Annotated in this window: 18 protein-coding genes; 10 read left to right on the top strand and 8 right to left on the bottom strand. The window is 63.1% G+C overall.

Annotated features, from left to right (window positions below):
• Positions 1 to 69: 69 nt before the first annotated feature.
• From MHM97_RS01930 to miaB, 4 genes are all read right to left on the bottom strand, one after another.
• Positions 70 to 1,086, bottom strand: a complete 1,017-nt coding sequence (locus MHM97_RS01930; protein WP_239318935.1) for a PhoH family protein — start codon at positions 1,084 to 1,086, stop codon at positions 70 to 72.
• A 220-nt stretch (positions 1,087 to 1,306) separates the two neighbouring features.
• Complete coding sequence (locus MHM97_RS01925) at positions 1,307 to 1,612, bottom strand: hypothetical protein (protein ID WP_239318934.1); 306 nt, start codon at positions 1,610 to 1,612, stop codon at positions 1,307 to 1,309.
• Positions 1,613 to 1,623: 11 nt separating this feature from the next.
• A complete protein-coding gene (locus tag MHM97_RS01920) occupies positions 1,624 to 2,190 on the bottom strand; it encodes an OmpA family protein (protein WP_239319213.1) in 567 nt (188 codons plus the stop codon).
• A 354-nt stretch (positions 2,191 to 2,544) separates the two neighbouring features.
• Positions 2,545 to 3,867, bottom strand: a complete 1,323-nt coding sequence (gene miaB, locus MHM97_RS01915) for a tRNA (N6-isopentenyl adenosine(37)-C2)-methylthiotransferase MiaB (protein ID WP_239318933.1) — start codon at positions 3,865 to 3,867, stop codon at positions 2,545 to 2,547.
• Positions 3,868 to 4,029: 162 nt separating this feature from the next.
• Between miaB and MHM97_RS01910 the strand changes: the two genes are divergently transcribed.
• Positions 4,030 to 4,899 carry a hypothetical protein gene (locus tag MHM97_RS01910; protein WP_239318932.1) on the top strand — a complete coding sequence of 290 codons (870 nt, stop codon included), beginning with the start codon at positions 4,030 to 4,032 and terminating at the stop codon, positions 4,897 to 4,899.
• An 87-nt stretch (positions 4,900 to 4,986) separates the two neighbouring features.
• Here the strand turns inward: MHM97_RS01910 and MHM97_RS01905 are convergent, their stop codons facing one another.
• Complete coding sequence (locus MHM97_RS01905) at positions 4,987 to 5,784, bottom strand: phytanoyl-CoA dioxygenase family protein (RefSeq protein ID WP_239318931.1); 798 nt, start codon at positions 5,782 to 5,784, stop codon at positions 4,987 to 4,989.
• A gap of 92 nt (positions 5,785 to 5,876) precedes the next feature.
• Here MHM97_RS01905 and MHM97_RS01900 point away from each other — a divergent pair, with 92 nt between their 5' ends.
• On the top strand, positions 5,877 to 6,785 hold the full coding sequence (locus tag MHM97_RS01900; RefSeq protein WP_239318930.1) for a LysR family transcriptional regulator: 909 nt from the start codon (positions 5,877 to 5,879) through the stop codon (positions 6,783 to 6,785).
• A gap of 5 nt (positions 6,786 to 6,790) precedes the next feature.
• On the opposite strand, the gene irrA is transcribed toward MHM97_RS01900, so the two are convergent.
• Positions 6,791 to 7,207, bottom strand: coding sequence for an iron response transcriptional regulator IrrA (gene irrA / locus MHM97_RS01895; RefSeq protein ID WP_239318929.1), 417 nt, complete (start codon positions 7,205 to 7,207; stop codon positions 6,791 to 6,793).
• Between the two features lie 229 nt (positions 7,208 to 7,436).
• Between irrA and fabA the strand changes: the two genes are divergently transcribed.
• The 5 genes from fabA to MHM97_RS01870 all read left to right on the top strand — a co-directional run bounded on the left by fabA (position 7,437) and on the right by MHM97_RS01870 (position 11,440).
• Positions 7,437 to 7,946, top strand: a complete 510-nt coding sequence (gene fabA / locus MHM97_RS01890) for a bifunctional 3-hydroxydecanoyl-ACP dehydratase/trans-2-decenoyl-ACP isomerase (protein ID WP_239318928.1) — start codon at positions 7,437 to 7,439, stop codon at positions 7,944 to 7,946.
• 81 nt (positions 7,947 to 8,027) lie between these two features.
• A complete protein-coding gene (gene fabB / locus MHM97_RS01885; RefSeq protein WP_239318926.1) occupies positions 8,028 to 9,257 on the top strand; it encodes a beta-ketoacyl-ACP synthase I in 1,230 nt (409 codons plus the stop codon).
• A gap of 5 nt (positions 9,258 to 9,262) precedes the next feature.
• Positions 9,263 to 10,057 (top strand): enoyl-ACP reductase FabI, encoded by a 795-nt coding sequence (locus MHM97_RS01880; RefSeq protein ID WP_005676343.1) that lies wholly within the window; start codon positions 9,263 to 9,265, stop codon positions 10,055 to 10,057.
• Between the two features lie 139 nt (positions 10,058 to 10,196).
• The gene (locus MHM97_RS01875) at positions 10,197 to 10,829 is read left to right on the top strand and encodes an HD domain-containing protein (RefSeq protein ID WP_239318924.1); all 633 of its coding nucleotides are present in this window, start codon (positions 10,197 to 10,199) and stop codon (positions 10,827 to 10,829) included.
• Positions 10,826 to 11,440: a TetR/AcrR family transcriptional regulator gene (locus MHM97_RS01870; RefSeq protein ID WP_239318922.1), complete on the top strand. Its 615-nt coding sequence runs from the start codon at positions 10,826 to 10,828 to the stop codon at positions 11,438 to 11,440. The genes MHM97_RS01875 and MHM97_RS01870 overlap by 4 nt, the downstream gene beginning before the upstream one ends.
• 120 nt (positions 11,441 to 11,560) lie before the next feature.
• On the opposite strand, the gene MHM97_RS01865 is transcribed toward MHM97_RS01870, so the two are convergent.
• Together MHM97_RS01865 and MHM97_RS01860 are read right to left on the bottom strand one after the other, a co-directional pair.
• On the bottom strand, positions 11,561 to 12,634 hold the full coding sequence (locus MHM97_RS01865; RefSeq protein WP_239318920.1) for an ABC transporter substrate-binding protein: 1,074 nt from the start codon (positions 12,632 to 12,634) through the stop codon (positions 11,561 to 11,563).
• Between the two features lie 443 nt (positions 12,635 to 13,077).
• Positions 13,078 to 13,506, bottom strand: a complete 429-nt coding sequence (locus MHM97_RS01860) for an FKBP-type peptidyl-prolyl cis-trans isomerase (protein ID WP_239318918.1) — start codon at positions 13,504 to 13,506, stop codon at positions 13,078 to 13,080.
• 164 nt (positions 13,507 to 13,670) lie between these two features.
• On the opposite strand from MHM97_RS01860, the gene MHM97_RS01855 reads away from it, so the two are divergent.
• From MHM97_RS01855 to MHM97_RS01845, 3 genes are read left to right on the top strand one after another with little or no spacing between them, the layout of a single operon-like run.
• Entirely contained in the window at positions 13,671 to 14,360 is a 690-nt protein-coding gene (locus tag MHM97_RS01855) for a haloacid dehalogenase type II (RefSeq protein ID WP_239318916.1), read from the top strand.
• A 15-nt stretch (positions 14,361 to 14,375) separates the two neighbouring features.
• Positions 14,376 to 15,224 carry an alpha/beta fold hydrolase gene (locus tag MHM97_RS01850; RefSeq protein ID WP_239318914.1) on the top strand — a complete coding sequence of 283 codons (849 nt, stop codon included), beginning with the start codon at positions 14,376 to 14,378 and terminating at the stop codon, positions 15,222 to 15,224.
• Positions 15,221 to 16,198: a threonine ammonia-lyase gene (locus MHM97_RS01845; RefSeq protein WP_239318912.1), complete on the top strand. Its 978-nt coding sequence runs from the start codon at positions 15,221 to 15,223 to the stop codon at positions 16,196 to 16,198. The genes MHM97_RS01850 and MHM97_RS01845 overlap by 4 nt, the downstream gene beginning before the upstream one ends.
• Positions 16,199 to 16,205 lie beyond the last annotated feature (7 nt).

Genomic DNA, 16,205 nt, shown 5'->3' with positions numbered 1-16,205 from the left:
CTCGCCGAAGGCATCTGCCTTGCCCGCAACCACCACCGGCCGCGGCAGGGGCGAAGCGCACAGGCGCCCTCAGCCGGAGATTTCGTCCTTGTCGTAGGCCTCGATGATCGCCGCCACCAGCGGGTGGCGCACCACATCCTTGGCGGTGAAATAATTGAACGAGATCTTGGGGATGGGCGTCAGCAGGCGTTCGGCATCCTGCAAGCCCGATTGCACCCCGCGCGGCAAATCGACCTGAGAGCGGTCACCGGTGATCACCATACGCGATCCTTCGCCCAGACGGGTCAGGAACATCTTCATCTGCATGGTGGTGGCGTTCTGCGCCTCATCCAGCACCACAAAGGCATTGGAGAGCGTGCGCCCACGCATGAAGGCCAGCGGCGCGATCTCAATGGTCTTTTCTTCCTTGAGCTTGGCCAGCTGCTTGCCCGGCAGGAAGTCATTCAGTGCATCATAGAGCGGCTGCATGTAGGGGTCGACTTTCTCCTCCTGGGTACCGGGCAAAAATCCGAGACGTTCGCCCGCCTCAACCGCCGGACGACACAGGATAATCTTGTCCACATGCCCCTGAATGAACATCGAGACCCCAACGGCCACGGCGAGATAGGTCTTGCCCGTCCCTGCCGGCCCGATGCCAAAGGCCATCTCGTGTTCAAAGAGGTTCTTTACATAGACCTTCTGCGCGTCGGTGCGCGGCTCCACCAGCTTCTTGCGGGTCTTGATCTCGACCTTGCCGCCCGAGAACATCTCCAGCTGGCTGTCGGGGCCTGCGTCGCTGTCTTCGTCCGAGCGATCCAGACGGATTTCCCGGTCGATGTCTTCGCGCTCCACCGGGCGACCGCTTTCCAAGCGCTCATAAAGCGCCTGCAACAACTCACCGGCCTGCACGCGAAGTTCGGCATCACCGTGCACAATCAGCTGATTGCCGCGCCGGATGATCTGCACGCCCATGCGTTGCTCGATCTCGGCGAGGTTGCGGTCAAATTCGCCGCACAGCTCGATCAGTAGTCGGTTGTCAGGAAATTCCAGCAGCACTTCGGCTGGCTGGGCGTGCTCGGAGGACGGGGGCAGAACACTGGTGGCCAAACGGCTCTCCTGTTTTGGTATTGCCCTCCCAGTCTGCCCCCGAATGCCCTGCGCGCGCAAGGGCTCGCCCGGATCGGTGGCCTCAATTTCACGCAACTGAAACAATTTCCCGGCAAAGCTCCGCCGAAGTCCTGCAGACGCAGGAACGCCAGCCCCGCTCGGCTGGCGTCAACGACCATCGATGGTCGGGCAGGCGACGGGTCGATCCGTCAGCGCTGCGTCAAATCGCGTCGGAGAACTGCGATCCCGCCTTGAACGGCCCGCTCGCGGTGTTGCGCGGCAGCTCGCTGTTGCACACCGGCTTGCCATCCGGCGTCAGGCGCGGATCCATGTACCCCTCGACACCATCGTCGATAATCCAGTGCTCACAGCCCTGCGGATCGACCCAGATGCCGGCGCTCAGGCCGGCCAGATCGCCATTGCCACCGTCAAAGATGTTCTGGTCGCGGGTCTTGTCGGACACATCACCACAGGCCGCGACAGCAAGAGCAAGCGCCAGGGCGGAAAATCCCTTGAGAATTGTCATATTTTGCCCCCTCAGCGGCTGATGCAGTAGATTTCGACACGGCGATTCTGTGCCATGTTTGCAGCGCCCCGGTTGGGTACGCGCGGGCTGCGCTCGCCATAGGCGCGCACGTCGTCGATGCGTGCCCCGACAGAGCGCGCAACCCGCGCCACCGCATCGGCCCGGCGTTGGGAAAGGGCCATGTTGTATTCATCCGACGCCCGGCTGTCCGTATGCCCCGCAATCACAAACGCGCGTGTGCCTGGCATGGTCTTCTGAAACCACTCCTGAAGCCGCTTGCGCCCGGCCGCGTTGATTCCATGCTGATTGGTCGGAAAGAACTGGTCCGTGGGCATCATGCCGCAGAGGCGACCGCGTCGACAGACGGGTTTGCCATCCGGCGTCATATGGGTGGTCATATACCCTTCGGCGCCATCATCCATGACCCAGTGCTCGCATCCATCGGGATCGACCCAGATCGTGGGGACATAGCGCTCTACCCGGATCGGATTTTCATCCTGCGCAACCGCGGATGAAACACCCGCGAGCGAGACGGCGATCACAGCGCAAGCGAGGGCCGCGCTGGCTTTGCCTAAAATTCGTTTCAACACAACAGGCTTCCTTCAGTTGGCCCACTTCAGAGAGCGTCCTTCTGGCCTCTCCGGTCCTAATTACTTCACCAGTTTATGCTAATTTTCCCTGAATATCCGGGACTTAAAGGGGAAAAATTCCGCCCAAAGGGCGATTCTGAGAAACAGTCCCAAACCCGGCCAGCGATTACCCACGCCGCGCGGCCAATCGATCATAAATTCGAAAATATGAATGACACCCCGGCAGACCCTGAGTCGCGCGGGCCCGCCTCGCGTCCCAAGCACAGCTGCCAGACACACAGAGGGGCGCTGCCACTGCCGGGCCGCGCCCCCATACACGGCACCCCGAGACCGGCCGCGCGCTTAGTCGATCAGCTCGCCGGCCAGCGAGTTGGCGCCCGAGGACACAATCCGGACCCGGCGCAGATCGCCGACCGCGGCGTCGCAATCGGCCACATGCACCGCGTGGAGGTAGTCGGACTTGCCGACCATCTGCCCCGGAAAGCGGCCCTGCTTTTCGAACAACACGCCGAGTTCACGCCCGACCATGCTGTCCTGCACCTCGCGTTGCTGACGGGTCAGCAGCGCCTGGAGCCGCTGCAACCGGTCGTCGGCTTCCTTGGGGTCCACCTGCGCGCGTTCTGCCGCTGGCGTGCCGGGACGTGTGGAGTATTTGAAGGAATAGGCGGTGCCGTATTTTACTTCTTCCACCAAGTCGAGCGTCGCCTGAAAATCCTCTTCGGTTTCTTCGGGGAAGCCCACGATGAAATCGCCGGAAATCAGGATGTCGGGGCGCGCGGCGCGGATACGCTCGATCAGGCGGACGTAGCTCTCGGCGGTGTGGCTGCGGTTCATCCGCTTCAGGATCTTGTCCGATCCCGCCTGCACCGGCAGATGCAGATAGGGCATCAGCTTGGCGCAAGTGCCATGGGCCTCAATGAGGTCATCCATCATGTCATTGGGGTGCGAGGTGGTAAACCGGATGCGCTCCAGCCCCTCCACCTTGTCGAGTTCCCAGATCAACTGCGCCAGCGTCATATCCCCGTTGGGGCCCGCGCCGTGATAGGCGTTGACGTTCTGGCCCAGCAGGGTGATTTCGCGCACGCCGCGCTCAACCAGATCCTCGGCTTCGCGCAGGATACGATCGGCAGGGCGAGACACTTCGGCCCCGCGCGTATAGGGCACCACACAGAAGGCGCAGAACTTGTCGCAGCCCTCTTGCACGGTCAAAAACGCGGTGGGGCCGCGCTTGGCCTTGGGGCGGCGTTTCAACTGCTCGAACTTGTCTTCCTCGGGGAAATCGGTGTCGAGCACCTTTTCACCCGCGCCTGCCTTGGCTTCCATCTCGGGCAGACGGTGATAGCTCTGCGGGCCAACCACCAGATCCACCAGCGGCTGACGACGCATGATTTCCTCGCCCTCGGCCTGCGCGACACAGCCCGCCACGCCGATCTTCAGGTCAGGTTTCTCGGCCTTCAGCCCCTTGAACCGCCCCAGTTCGGAATAGACCTTCTCGGCGGCCTTTTCGCGAATATGGCAGGTGTTCAGCAGGATCATATCCGCGTCATCTGGCGACTTGGTCTCGACATAGCCCTGCCCGCCCAGCGCTTCCGACATGCGTTCGCTGTCATAGACGTTCATCTGACAGCCGTAGGTCTTGATATAGAGCTTCTTGGGCGCGGACATGGCGGGGCTACCTTCTAGGGACGGAGGGCGGGCGTGGAAACAGCGGCTGCGCATAGCGCGAATTCCGACCGCTTGCAATGGCGAGGCGTTTACCCGATTTTACCGGCAAAGACCAGACAACGCGCCGGGTGTGAACCGGGACAGAACACAAGGATCGCGCCGATGATGTATGCCTCCCTGGAGGATTTCCTGCAGACCGGCAAACCGCTGCTGCGCAAGGGGCCGGTGGCGTTGATCTTCATCGAGGACGAGGTGGAAATCGCCACCACGCTGCGCCATCACCTCAACTGTGGCTTCAAGCAGGTGGTCGCCCTGATGCCCGATGCCTTTGCCCTGCCGCCGGATGTGGAGGCACTTGTCCACCGCGTTCCCTATGATTGCACGCCGCCGGAGGCGGTGACCAACGCGGTGAACAAGGTGATCGCAGCGGCGACCCCGGGCTGCTGGCTCTATTACTGCTACAACGCCGAATATCTGTTCTACCCGTTCTGCGAAACGCGTTCCGTGACCGAGATGCTGAGCTTTCACATGGAAGAGCGGCGCGCCGCGATGCTGACCTATGTGATCGATCTCTACGCCGGCGACCTGACCGCGCATCCGACTGCGGTTTCGATCGAGGATGCCTGCCTCGACCGCTCCGGCTATTATGCGCAGGGGCGCAAGGATCCGACCACCGGAGAGCCGCGTGATCGGCAACTGGATTTCTTTGGCGGTATCCGCTGGCGGCACGAAGAACATATCCCCGAGGCCAGCCGCAAGATCGACCGCATCGCCCTGTTCCGCACTGACAAGGGGCTGGTGCTGCAACCCGACCACACGTTCAATGCGCAGGAATACAATACCTATGCCTGCCCGTGGCACCACAATCTGACCGCGGCGATCTGCTCCTTTCGGGCCGCCAAGGCGCTGAAGCGCAACCCGGGCTCCACCTTCGACATCAAGAGCTTCAAATGGCACAATTCCGCACCGTTTGAATGGCACTCCCGGCAGCTGCTCGACCTAGGGCTGATGGAGCCGGGACAGTGGTTCTAAACCGCTGAACACCATTGCCGCTCCACCCAATCCCTGCGGACCTGAGCGACGTTGCGCACCGACGCAAGGGGCGCTCCCCCCCTGCTCCTAGCGTTGCAACAGCACCGGGAACCAGTCTTCGCGCAGGCGCTGCCCCGGAACCATATCATGCCCCGGAAAGGGCGGTGAGGTCGGGCCCGGACGCTCCACATAGCGTGCATCCGCCCCCACCAGCCGCAGGGAGAACGCCCGCCGCCGCTGCGCGGAGGTGTTGCCGCGGGCGCCGTGCAGGGTGCGATAGTTGAAGGCAACCGCATCCCCCGGCTCCATCTGCCACTCCAGCACCCGCATGCCCTCGGCGTCCGGATCGGGCACGGGCATGTATTGCCCCTCATCGGGAAAGAACCCCTGTTCGGATACCCAGCGGGTCGGCAGCACCTCCTTTTCCCAGCGATGCGATCCGGCGACACAGCGCAGCGACGCCTCCCGCACCGGGTCAAGCGGGGACCAGAAGCTCACGGTCTGCTGTCCCTCGACAAAATAGTAGGGACCATCCTGATGCCAGGGGGTCGCCATCGAGGTGCCCGGCTCCTTGACCAGCACATGGTCGTGAAACATCTGCACACGGTCCGAACGCATCAGATCGGCCGCGACCTCCGCCACCGGCGCGGCCTCGATGGCGGCGGCGAACTCGGGGATGCGGGTCCAGTTGCAATAGTCGTCAAAGAAACGCCCGCTTTCGCCGGCCTTTTCGTTGTTGGACGCATAGGGGCCCGGCTGCGCCATATTCGCGGCCACGCCCGCGCGCAGCAGATCCACCTGATCCTTGAACAGCCCCTTGATCAGGACCGCACCATCGCGCTGAAACGCCTCAACCTGATCCTCGCTCAGCATCGCATGTGCCATGATCGCTCTCCCTTGATGATCGCTGTCAGCTGGATCTTCTGTGCGCCTGAATATAAATTCAAATCATAGTTACCTAAGGCACTATTTCACTGATGTTATACCTTACACTTCGGCACTACGAATATGTCACCGCCATCGCGCGTCACGGCAGCCTGTCGGGCGCCGCCCAGGCCCTGCATGTCAGCCAGCCCGCGCTGTCGACGGCACTGTCGCGGATCGAGGCGCATCTGGGGCGGGTGCTGTTCCTGCGCCGCAAGGGCGCGCCGCTGGAACTGACACCGGCAGGGCGGGATTTCGTCGCGCGAGCGGATTCCCTGCTGGCAGAGGCCGCGCGGCTCGAACAGGCCGGCACGGCGGCGCACCCGCCGCTGTCTCTCACCATCGGGTGTTTCAGCGACCTGGCGCCCTTCCTGATTCCCCGGGCGCTCGGCCTTCTGCGCGCGACCCTGCCCCACGTGCAGCTCGATGTATTCGAGGGTGGGTTTGAGGCGCTGATTGCCGCGTTGAAGGCCGGCACCTGCGACTTGGCATTGACCTATGACCTCGGACTTGATTCGAGCATCACCCGGACGCCGCTCTATCAGGTCACGCCCCGGGCGCTGATGCCGCCGGATCACCGGCTCGCCCAACAGCCCGACACCAATCTGGCCGCGCTGGCAGAGGTGCCCCTGATCCTGTCGCGCGACGGTCTGTCCAGCGCCCATATGATGCAAATGTTCAAATCCGCGGATCTGGTGCCGCAGGTTGCCTACCGCGTGGCGTCGCTCGAACTGCTTCGCAGCATGGCGGCACGCGGCGAAGGGGTCGGACTAGCCTACAGCCTGCCCGCCAGCGACACCACCTATGATGGCATGCCGCTCGCCAGTCGCCCGCTACGTGATCCGCAGGCCACGGAATCCGTCGTGCTGAGCTGCCACGCCACCCCTGTGCCCAGGTCGACAACCGAACGCGCCATGTCAGCGCTGGCCAAGGGTTTGGCTGCAAATTCTGGTTTAAGTTGAGAGGCTTACTTCTTGCGCAGGCGGATGACCACATCCACCGAGGCGATCTCCATCCCCTCGGGCGGCTGCGGCAGGGACTGGATCACCAGCTCCTCGGAAGGGGCATCGGTCACGCGCCCCTCGCCTTCCCAGTAGTAATGCGGATGGTCGTGCACATTGGTGTCGAAGTAGCTCTTGGAGCCGTCCACGGTGATTTCCTGCAAGACGCCGGCATCGCAGAACGCCCGCAGCGTGTTGTAGACCGTGGCCAGAGACACCGCAGCGCCATCGTCCTTGGCCGCATCAAACAGGCTTTCGGCGGTGACGTGCCGGTGCTGACCGTCGCCCACCAGCAGCGAGGCCAGCGTCACGCGCTGGCGGGTCGGGCGCAGGCCCGCCTCCATCAGCCACTTGTTGGCGTTCTCTTCATGGGTCGGTGTCATGATCACCTTCCTACCGTTCACTGCTACCGGGGCCTTATAGGATAGAATACTGCCCTTTTTCAAACGGATTTGCAAAGTGGGCATGCGACACGAACGCGGCACCGTCCCGGATTTGCGGCGCGGACCCTCGCACCTGCGGCAACGCGCTGCCCTTGCAGGATATGTAAACGCGGTGCTAATGGGGGCAGTGAACAAATATCAGACCCCACAGGCAGGAGTTGCCCCGCACATGACCCAATATCCCAGCAGCTTTGACAAGGAAGACCTGCTTAAATGTGCAAGAGGCGAGCTGTTCGGACCCGGCAATGCGCAGCTGCCCGCGCCGCCCATGCTGATGATGGACCGCATCACCGAAGTCAGCGCCGATGGCGGCGAGCATGGCAAGGGCCATATCCTCGCGGAATTCGACATCACCCCGGACCTGTGGTTCTTTGATTGCCACTTCCCCGGCAACCCGATCATGCCCGGCTGCCTTGGCCTCGACGGCCTGTGGCAGCTCACCGGCTTCAACCTCGGCTGGCGTGGCTGGCAGGGTCGCGGCTATGCGCTTGGCGTTGGTGAGGTCAAACTGACCGGCATGGTGCGCCCGGATCGCAAAATGCTGACCTATCGCGTCAATTTCACCAAAGCCGTACAGACCCGCCGCTTGACCATGGGCGTCGCAGACGGGATCGTGGAGGCGGATGGAGAAGTGATTTATCAGGTTAAGGATATGAAGGTGGCCCTCTCCGAGACCTGATCCGCCCTCCGGATCAGCTTGGGGCTTCGGGCCCATGATGCGGGGTGCGCCCCCTTCACACCAGTTACAGGAGTACGCAACATGCGTCGCGTCGTCGTCACCGGCTTGGGGATCGTTTCCTCGATCGGGAACAATGCCGAGGAGGTCATCGCCTCCTTGAAGGCCGGGAAATCCGGCATCGTCGCCAGCGAAGAGATGGCCGAACACGGCTTTCGCAGCCAGATCGCGGGCACGCTGAAAATTGATCCGGCCGAGCATGTGGACAAGCGCACCCTGCGGTTCATGGGTCCGGGTGCCGCCTATGCCCATATCGCCATGAGCCAGGCGATTGCGGATGCGGGCCTCTCGGACGATCAGGTCGTCAACGAGCGCACCGGCCTCGTGGCCGGCTCTGGCGGGCCATCGACCTCGTCGATGCTGACCGCGCATCAGACCGTGTTGAAAACCGGCGCAACCAAGCGCATCGGCCCCTTTGCGGTGCCGAAATGCATGTCCTCCACGATCTCCGCGAACCTTGCGACCGCGTTCAAGATCAAGGGCATCAACTACTCGATTACCTCCGCCTGCTCTACCTCGCTGCATTGCATCGGCAACGCGGCTGAGCAGATCATGATGGGCAAGCAAGACGTGATGTTTGCCGGTGGCGGCGAGGAGCTGGACTGGACCCTGTCCTGTCTGTTTGACGCCATGGGCGCGATGTCCTCGAAGTTTAACGACACGCCGGAAAAAGCCTCCCGTGCGTTCGATCAGGACCGCGATGGGTTTGTGATCTCCGGCGGTGGCGGCATTGTGGTGCTTGAGGATCTTGAACATGCGCTGGCGCGTGGGGCCAAGATCTATGCCGAAGTAACCGGTTTTGCCGCGACCTCCGACGGTCACGACATGGTGGCCCCCTCTGGCGAGGGCGGCGAGCGCGCGATGCGTCTGGCGCTGCAAACCCTGCCCGAAGGCCGCAAGGTTTCCTACATCAACGCGCATGGCACCTCGACGCCAGTGGGCGATGTGGGCGAGGTTGAGGCCGCCCGTCGGCTGTTCGGCGCAGGCAATGTGCCGCCGATTTCCTCGACCAAATCCATGACCGGCCACGCACAGGGCGCGGCGGGCGCGCTGGAGGCGATCTTCTGCCTCCTTATGCTGGACAATGATTTCATCACGCCGTCCATCAACGTCGACACCCTCGCCGAGGGCATCGAGGAGGGCGAAGTGGCCACGCAATATGTTGAAAACGCAGGACTCGACAGTGTCATGACCAACAGCTTCGGCTTTGGCGGCACCAACGGCTCCATGGTTCTGAGCAAGTACAAGGATTGACGACCGTGACAGGAGTATTGGCCGGCAAACGGGGCCTGATCATGGGGGTGGCAAATGACCGCTCCATCGCTTGGGGGATCGCCAAGGCGATGCATGAGGCAGGGGCCGAGCTGGCCTTTACCTATCAGGGTGAAGCCTTTGGCAAACGTCTGGAGCCGCTCGCGGCCTCTGTGGGCAGCGATTTCATGGTGGATGTGGATGTCACCGATGATGCCTCGCTCGACACCGCGTTCGAACAGCTGAGCGCGCGCTGGCCGACGATTGATTTCCTCGTTCACGCGATTGCCTATTCGGACAAGACCGAACTCACCGGCCGGTTCATCAACACCAGCCGCGCGAACTTCAAGAACTCCATGGATATCTCCGCCTATTCCTTCATCGAGGTGGCGCGTCGCGCCTATCCGTTGATGCAGGAAAACGGCGGCGGCACCATGATGACGCTGACCTATGGTGGCTCCAACCGGGTGACGCCGAACTACAATGTGATGGGTGTGGCCAAGGCCGCGCTGGAAAGTGCCACGCGCTATCTGGCCAATGACCTCGGCCCCGATGGCATCCGCGTCAATGCGATCTCTCCCGGCCCGATGAAAACGCTCGCCGGGGCTGCGATCGGTGGGGCACGCAAGACATACAAGCACACCGAACAGAACGCCCCCTTGCGGTCCAATGCCACCCTTGAGGCGGTGGGCGGCACAGCGGTCTATCTGGCCTCGGATGCAGGGGCCTACACCACGGGTGAGATCATCCGCGTCGATGGCGGCTTTCACATCCTTGGCATGCCGCAGCAAGAACACCTCTGATTTCAATTAGAATTCAGACTGTTAAGGCACCCTTCGGGGTGCCTTTTCTTTTTGTCGCAGGTCGTTTTGAGTATCGGCTCTTTTATTTTATACCGAATCGCATAATAAAAGGCGAACCTTTCAAGACAGGATACTTTCGATGCTCCTCACTGACCTCGTCACCCCGCCCGACACGGCCCTGTGCGCCGCCGCCGAAGAGATGGCGCGCATGGCAAGCGATCCCTTCCTTTATAACCATGTCAGTCGCTCATATGTGTTTGGCGCGCTGGCGGCGCGCGCGACGGGCATGCAGTATGACCCGGAGCTGTTCTACATCGCCTCCATGCTGCATGATCTCGGCCTCACCGAAACCTATATGGCAGAGGATCGTTTTGAGGTGGACGCCGCCGATGCCGCCGCCACGTTCCTTGCGGCGCAAAACGTAGAGCAATCGCGCATTGACCGGGTCTGGGACGCGATTGCGCTGCACACGACGTTTTCGATCCCGCAGAAGAAATCGCCCGAGGCCGCGCTGGTGCAGATCGGTGCAGGGCTGGACGTGGGCGTTATCCCACATGACCACATCACGCCGGAGGTGATGGAACAGGTGCTTGACGCCTACCCCCGTCTGGGTTTCAAAAAGGCCATGGAACACGCGCTCACCCGGATCTACAAAGCCAAGCCCATGACCGCGATGCATAATTTTGGCGCTGATGTGGCCCATCGCCATGTGCCGGGCTTTCACCAGCCGCATTTCTGCGATGTGCTGCATGGGGCGGATTTCCCCGAATGAGCAAGGCGGGGCAGACACGCGGTCGAGGCCGTCCGCGCAAGTTCGATGAACGCGCGGTACGGCAGACCATCATGGAGACCTTCTGGCAGAAGGGCTATGCGGCCACCTCGCTGGATGATCTCTCCAAGGCAACCGGCCTTGTCCGCCCCAGCCTCTATGCCGCCTTTGGCAACAAGGAAGAGATGTTCCTGCGCGCGATGGATGATTTTGTCAGCCGCGTGCAGGGCGATCTGCGCCGTCAGGTGCCGCGCGATGCCGCGCCCGAAGACGCGCTTCTGGCGGTTTTTACCGCGATGCTGGCGAACTATCAGGAGGACGGCGCTTCCGGCGCACGGGGCTGCCTGGTGTTTTCGACCGCCATTGCCGAAGCCCCCATGCACCCCGAGATCCGCACTGCGTTGCGCGCCCGGATTGCCCAAACAGATCACCAGTTCCGCTGTCTTTTTGACCACCTGGCACCGGCTGCGCCGGAGGCCTCCCGCGCAGCCGCCGCAGACCTCGCCGCCGCAACTCTGCATTCCCTTGGGCTGCGCGTCCGGGCCGGCAGCGACATCGAAGGATTGCGGGTCTTCCTCCAGCGCTCGGCCCGCAGCATCGCGTCACTGCTGTAACGCGCAGCGCCTACCCCGCCCAAGCTGGCACCCTCAGACACCGGGCCACAATCTGCCCCGGCAAACAAAAAAAGGGGACGCCCTGGCGCCCCCTTCTCCGTCACGATCCAATGGACCTGATCAGCTGTCGCCGCCCGAGGCGCGTTTGGACAGCATGTTCATCACGTTGTTGGCAACCTTGGTATAGGGCGGCCAGAACAGCTCTTCGGCAAAGAACTCCGGATTCTCGTCCAGCATTGGGTTGGCATCGACCTGCGTCGTCGCCGCCACCATGCCAAGACCATTCACGATGCGCTCCTGCACGTCCTTGCCGATGAAATAGTTGGCAAAGATCTCTGCCGCTTCCAGCTTCTCACCCTCAAGCTTCTTGGAGAAGTTGATGGTGTCGAGCCAGACGGTGTTGCCTTCCTCGAAGTTCACGATGCTCCAGTTGCCACCTTCGGCCACATGCGCCGCTGCACCCGGCCCGTAAGAGGCCACAAACGCCAGATCGTCGCGGAATTCCGGACCGGCGCTCCAGAAGAAACCGACCTGATCGTAGAGCGTGTTCATGGTCTGCTGGAGCGCGCCATCGGCCTTCTGCATCTCCGCCATCTTCTTGCGATCTCCGGAGGCATCCTGCACCGCAAACGGCGCCTCGCCCATCGCCATCAGCGCCAGCGCCACGTTGGGCTGCACCTGACCCTCGGTCAGCGAGAGGCGGCCCTTCCATTCCGGCTTCAGAAGATCGGCGACAGAGGCGGGGTGCTCCGACACCACATCGTCATTGGCCCAGATCCCGTAGGACCCGCCACCGAACGGCAGGTAGAGCGGACCCGCATCCGACATGCCCATCGGGATTGCGCTCAGCTCCGGCAGCAGCGCCGCAGCGTTGCTCAGCCGTGGCGAGGACAGATCGATGGGCTGCAACAGGTTGGAGAAGGGAAAGCCCTCCATCTGGATGTAGTTCAGCGTCAGGAAGGACACGTCCACATCACCGGAACGGATCACGTCGAACATCTGCTCCGGCCCCTCGGCCAGCGTGTCCATGACGCGCACCTCGACATCATAGCCTTCGGACTTGAGGATGTCGTTCACCGCCGCGACCTCGGCCGGCAGGACATAGCCGTCCCAGGTGAAAACATTCAGATATTCGGTGGCATGCGCCATGGTGCCGCCAATGGTGAACATTGCGCCAAGAAGCAGATTCCGCATGTGAGAGAACTCCCGTTAGATAAAAACCCACCCGCAGGCCAACCGGCCGTTCGATCGGGCCGGGAACAAAACGCGGCATCACGCCAGCGCGGCAGCGGGTCTGTGGGGAAGGTCGCCGAGAGAAATGAACAGGACGTGAATCCCGATCACCGCGCTTCAGAAATGCGCGGCGCAATTGAAGTAAGTTGCGGGTGATCGCCCGGGGCGGAATGCGCTCGTGACGCGAGGCTAACGAGGCGTACAAGGGACGCGCGCAGACGGAGGGGGGAAGAAGCGACCGCCACACAGGTTTTGGCGGCGATCACGTGGGCGGGCTGCGGCCTGTCCCCGCCGCGCCGCAGGCGCGGCGCCGGGCCCAACCGGGAAGGATGCGCTTGCCGCGTCCCGAGCGGGCGGGAGCACCGCCTGCCCGGCTTTCAAAGCAGTGGCAGTGATGCCTGGCCTCAGGCGATCGCCACCAGCTCCACGTCAAAGACCAGGTCCTGGCCCGCCAGACGATGGTTGGCGTCCAGGGTCACATTCGCCTCGTCCACCTCGACCACTGTCACCGGCAGCACCTGGCCTTCGGGGGTCTGCATCTGGAGCATGGTGCCGATTTCCAGCGGAATATCGTCCGGGATCCCCTCGCGCGGCACCGCCTGGCGCGCCGACGGGTTGATCGGACCGTAGGCATCTTCGCAGGCAATCTCCAGCGTCTTGGTGTCGCCTTCGGCCATCTCCAGCATGCCTTCGTCCATGCCCTTGATCACGTGGCCGGCGCCGACGGTGAACTCTAGCGGATCGCGCCCTTCGGAACTGTCAAACACGGTGCCGTCCGTCAGTTTTCCGGTGTAGTGGATGCGAACCGTGTCGCCATTTTTTACCGCGGTCATAATGACCCCCTTTCGGGTTCTCTGGTGTATTTCAGGCCCAACGCCCAATGATAAAGCGCCACCCTAACGGCCATGTCGGCAGAGTAAACCCGTACCAACACAATTTAGCCCATTGAGACCGGCCCCGCTTGTGGCACCTTTGCCGCGACAGGGAGACCCAAGAGATGACACTCAAGACCTGCATCTTCGACGCCTATGGCACGTTGTTCGATGTCACGGCTGCCGCCCGGCAGGCCGCCGCAGACCCAGCGTTTCCGCAGCTTGCCGACAGCTGGGCGACACTGGCGCAGGACTGGCGGCTGAAGCAGCTGCAATACACCTGGTTGCGTGCGGTCGTCGGCGCCCATGCAGATTTCTGGCAGATCACACAGGACGGCCTCGACTGGGCGTTGGAGGCTGCCGGCCTGGCCGACCAGCCGGCGTTGCGGCAACGGTTGCTCGACCTCTATTGGCAGCTCGCCGCCTATCCGGAGGTTCCGGCGATGCTGCAGGCGCTGAAGGCGGCAGGCTACAACACCGCAATCCTGTCGAACGGCTCGCCCGACATGCTGACGGGGGCGGTGGACTCGGCCGGGATTTCCGAATGCCTCGATGCGGTGCTGTCGGTCGAAAGCGTCGGCGTCTTCAAACCCGCTGCTGCCGTCTATGATCTGGTGGGCGCGCATTTTGGCGATGCCCCATCCGACGTGCTGTTTGTGTCCTCCAACGGCTGGGACGCCGGTTGTGCAACCGGCTATGGCTTTACCACGGTCTGGGTCAACCGGGGCAAAGAGCCGGTCGATCGGCTGCCCTGGCGTCCCACACATATCCTGACCGACCTGAGCACCGTGCCCGACATTGCCGCCTCCTGCTGAGAAAGACCCTGTTACATGAGCCGTTTCACCACGCCCGACGGGCTGTCGCTCTACTATGAAACCCACGGCAACCGCGATGGATTGCCGCTGATCTGCCTGCCCGGGCTGACCCGCGACGGGCAGGATTTCCGCTATGTTCTGCCGCATCTTGCCGATTACCACGTGATCCTGCTGGACCTGCGCGGCCGGGGGCGTTCCGACTATGCCGAGGACCCCGGCAGCTACAACATCCTGACCGAAGCCGGGGATGTGGTCGCGCTGATGGATCATCTCGACCTGTCCCGTGCCGCCATCCTGGGCACCTCGCGCGGCGGGCTCGTCGCCATGGCCATGGCCGGCACCACCCGGGACCGTTTGTCGGCGGTGATCCTGAATGATGTCGGCCCCGACATCGCCGACACGGGGCTCGGGCGCATCTTCGACTATCTGGGGCGGCGACCAGCCGCAAAAACCCACGCGCAGGCTGCACAGGCGCTCGAGGCCGCGATGTCTCCGGCCTTTTCCGGCGTCCCGTCACAGCGCTGGCTGGAAGAGGCCCAGACCTTCTACAAGGAAACCCCGGACGGGCTGGAGCTGCGCTATGATGCACGCCTGCGGGACGCGATGCTCGCCCAGGCCGAGGCCGTGGCAGAGATGGAGGAGAAACCGAGCCTCTGGCCATGGTTCGCCGCTCTCGACGGCCTGCCCTGCGGCGTCATCCGCGGCGCACAGTCCGATATCTTCTCGGCCGAGACCTATGCAGAAATGCAGCGCCGCCTGCCCGCGCTGCGCGCGGTGGAACTGCCGGATCGCGGCCATGTGCCCTTTCTCGATGAACCCGCTGCCCTGTCCCTTATCCACGACGTATTGAAAGACGCCCAATGACCACACTCGCCATGATCGAGGCCGCCGCCGCGCGGCTCAAGGGCCATGCCCGTCGCACGCCCTTGCTGTCCTCGCCCTTTCTTGACGAGATCGCGGGCCGCCGTCTGCTGGTGAAGGCCGAGTGCCTGCAACACACCGGATCGTTCAAGTTCCGCGGCGGCTGGGCGGCGCTCTCGGCGCTTTCCCCGGAGCTGCGCACACGCGGCGTCATCGCCTATTCCTCCGGCAACCACGCACAGGGCGTCGCCGCCGCCGCCAAGGCCCATGGCGCGCCTGCGGTCATCGTGATGCCTGCCGATGCGCCCCGCCTCAAGATCGACAACACCCGCGCCCTCGGCGCCGAGGTCGTTCTCTATGACCGCGCCGCCGGTGAGAGCCGCGAAGCTGCCGCCGCACCGCTGGTCGAGAGCCGCGGCCTCACCCTGATCAAACCCTATGACGAACCCGAGGTGATCGCAGGTCAGGGCACCACCGGCCTGGAGATCGCCGAACAGGCCGCAGAGCTTGGCATCACGCAAGCCGACGTCCTGGTCTGCTGCGGCGGCGGAGGCCTGACCTCCGGCATCGCACTGGCACTGGAAGATCGCGCGCCGGCGATGCGCGTGCGCCCGACAGAGCCAGAAGGGTTCGATGACGTGGTGCGCTCGCAGGCTGCGGGCCGGATCGAGACCAATGCCGCGCCCACCGGCTCCATCTGCGATGCGATCCTGACCCCGGCCCCGGGCGAAATCACCTGGCCGCTGCTGTCCCGCCTCTGCGCGCCGGGCATCACCATCACCGATGCCGAAGCACAACAGGCCATGGCTCTGGCCTTTCAGCGCCTCAAGATCGTGCTGGAACCCGGCGGCGCCGCCTCTCTGGCCGCAGCTCTGTTCCATGGTTCGGACCTTGAGGGCGATACCGTGATCGCCGTTGCCACCGGCGGCAATGTGGACACCGAGACCTTTACCGAGGCGCTCGCGCGCTTTGGCTGAGACGGCC

The sequence above is a fragment of the Epibacterium sp. Ofav1-8 genome, assembly GCF_022348185.1.
Classification (GTDB): Bacteria; Pseudomonadota; Alphaproteobacteria; order Rhodobacterales; family Rhodobacteraceae; genus Epibacterium.
The sequence above is the reverse complement of the archived record's forward strand: the minus strand, read 5'-3'. Positions and strand labels throughout refer to the sequence as shown.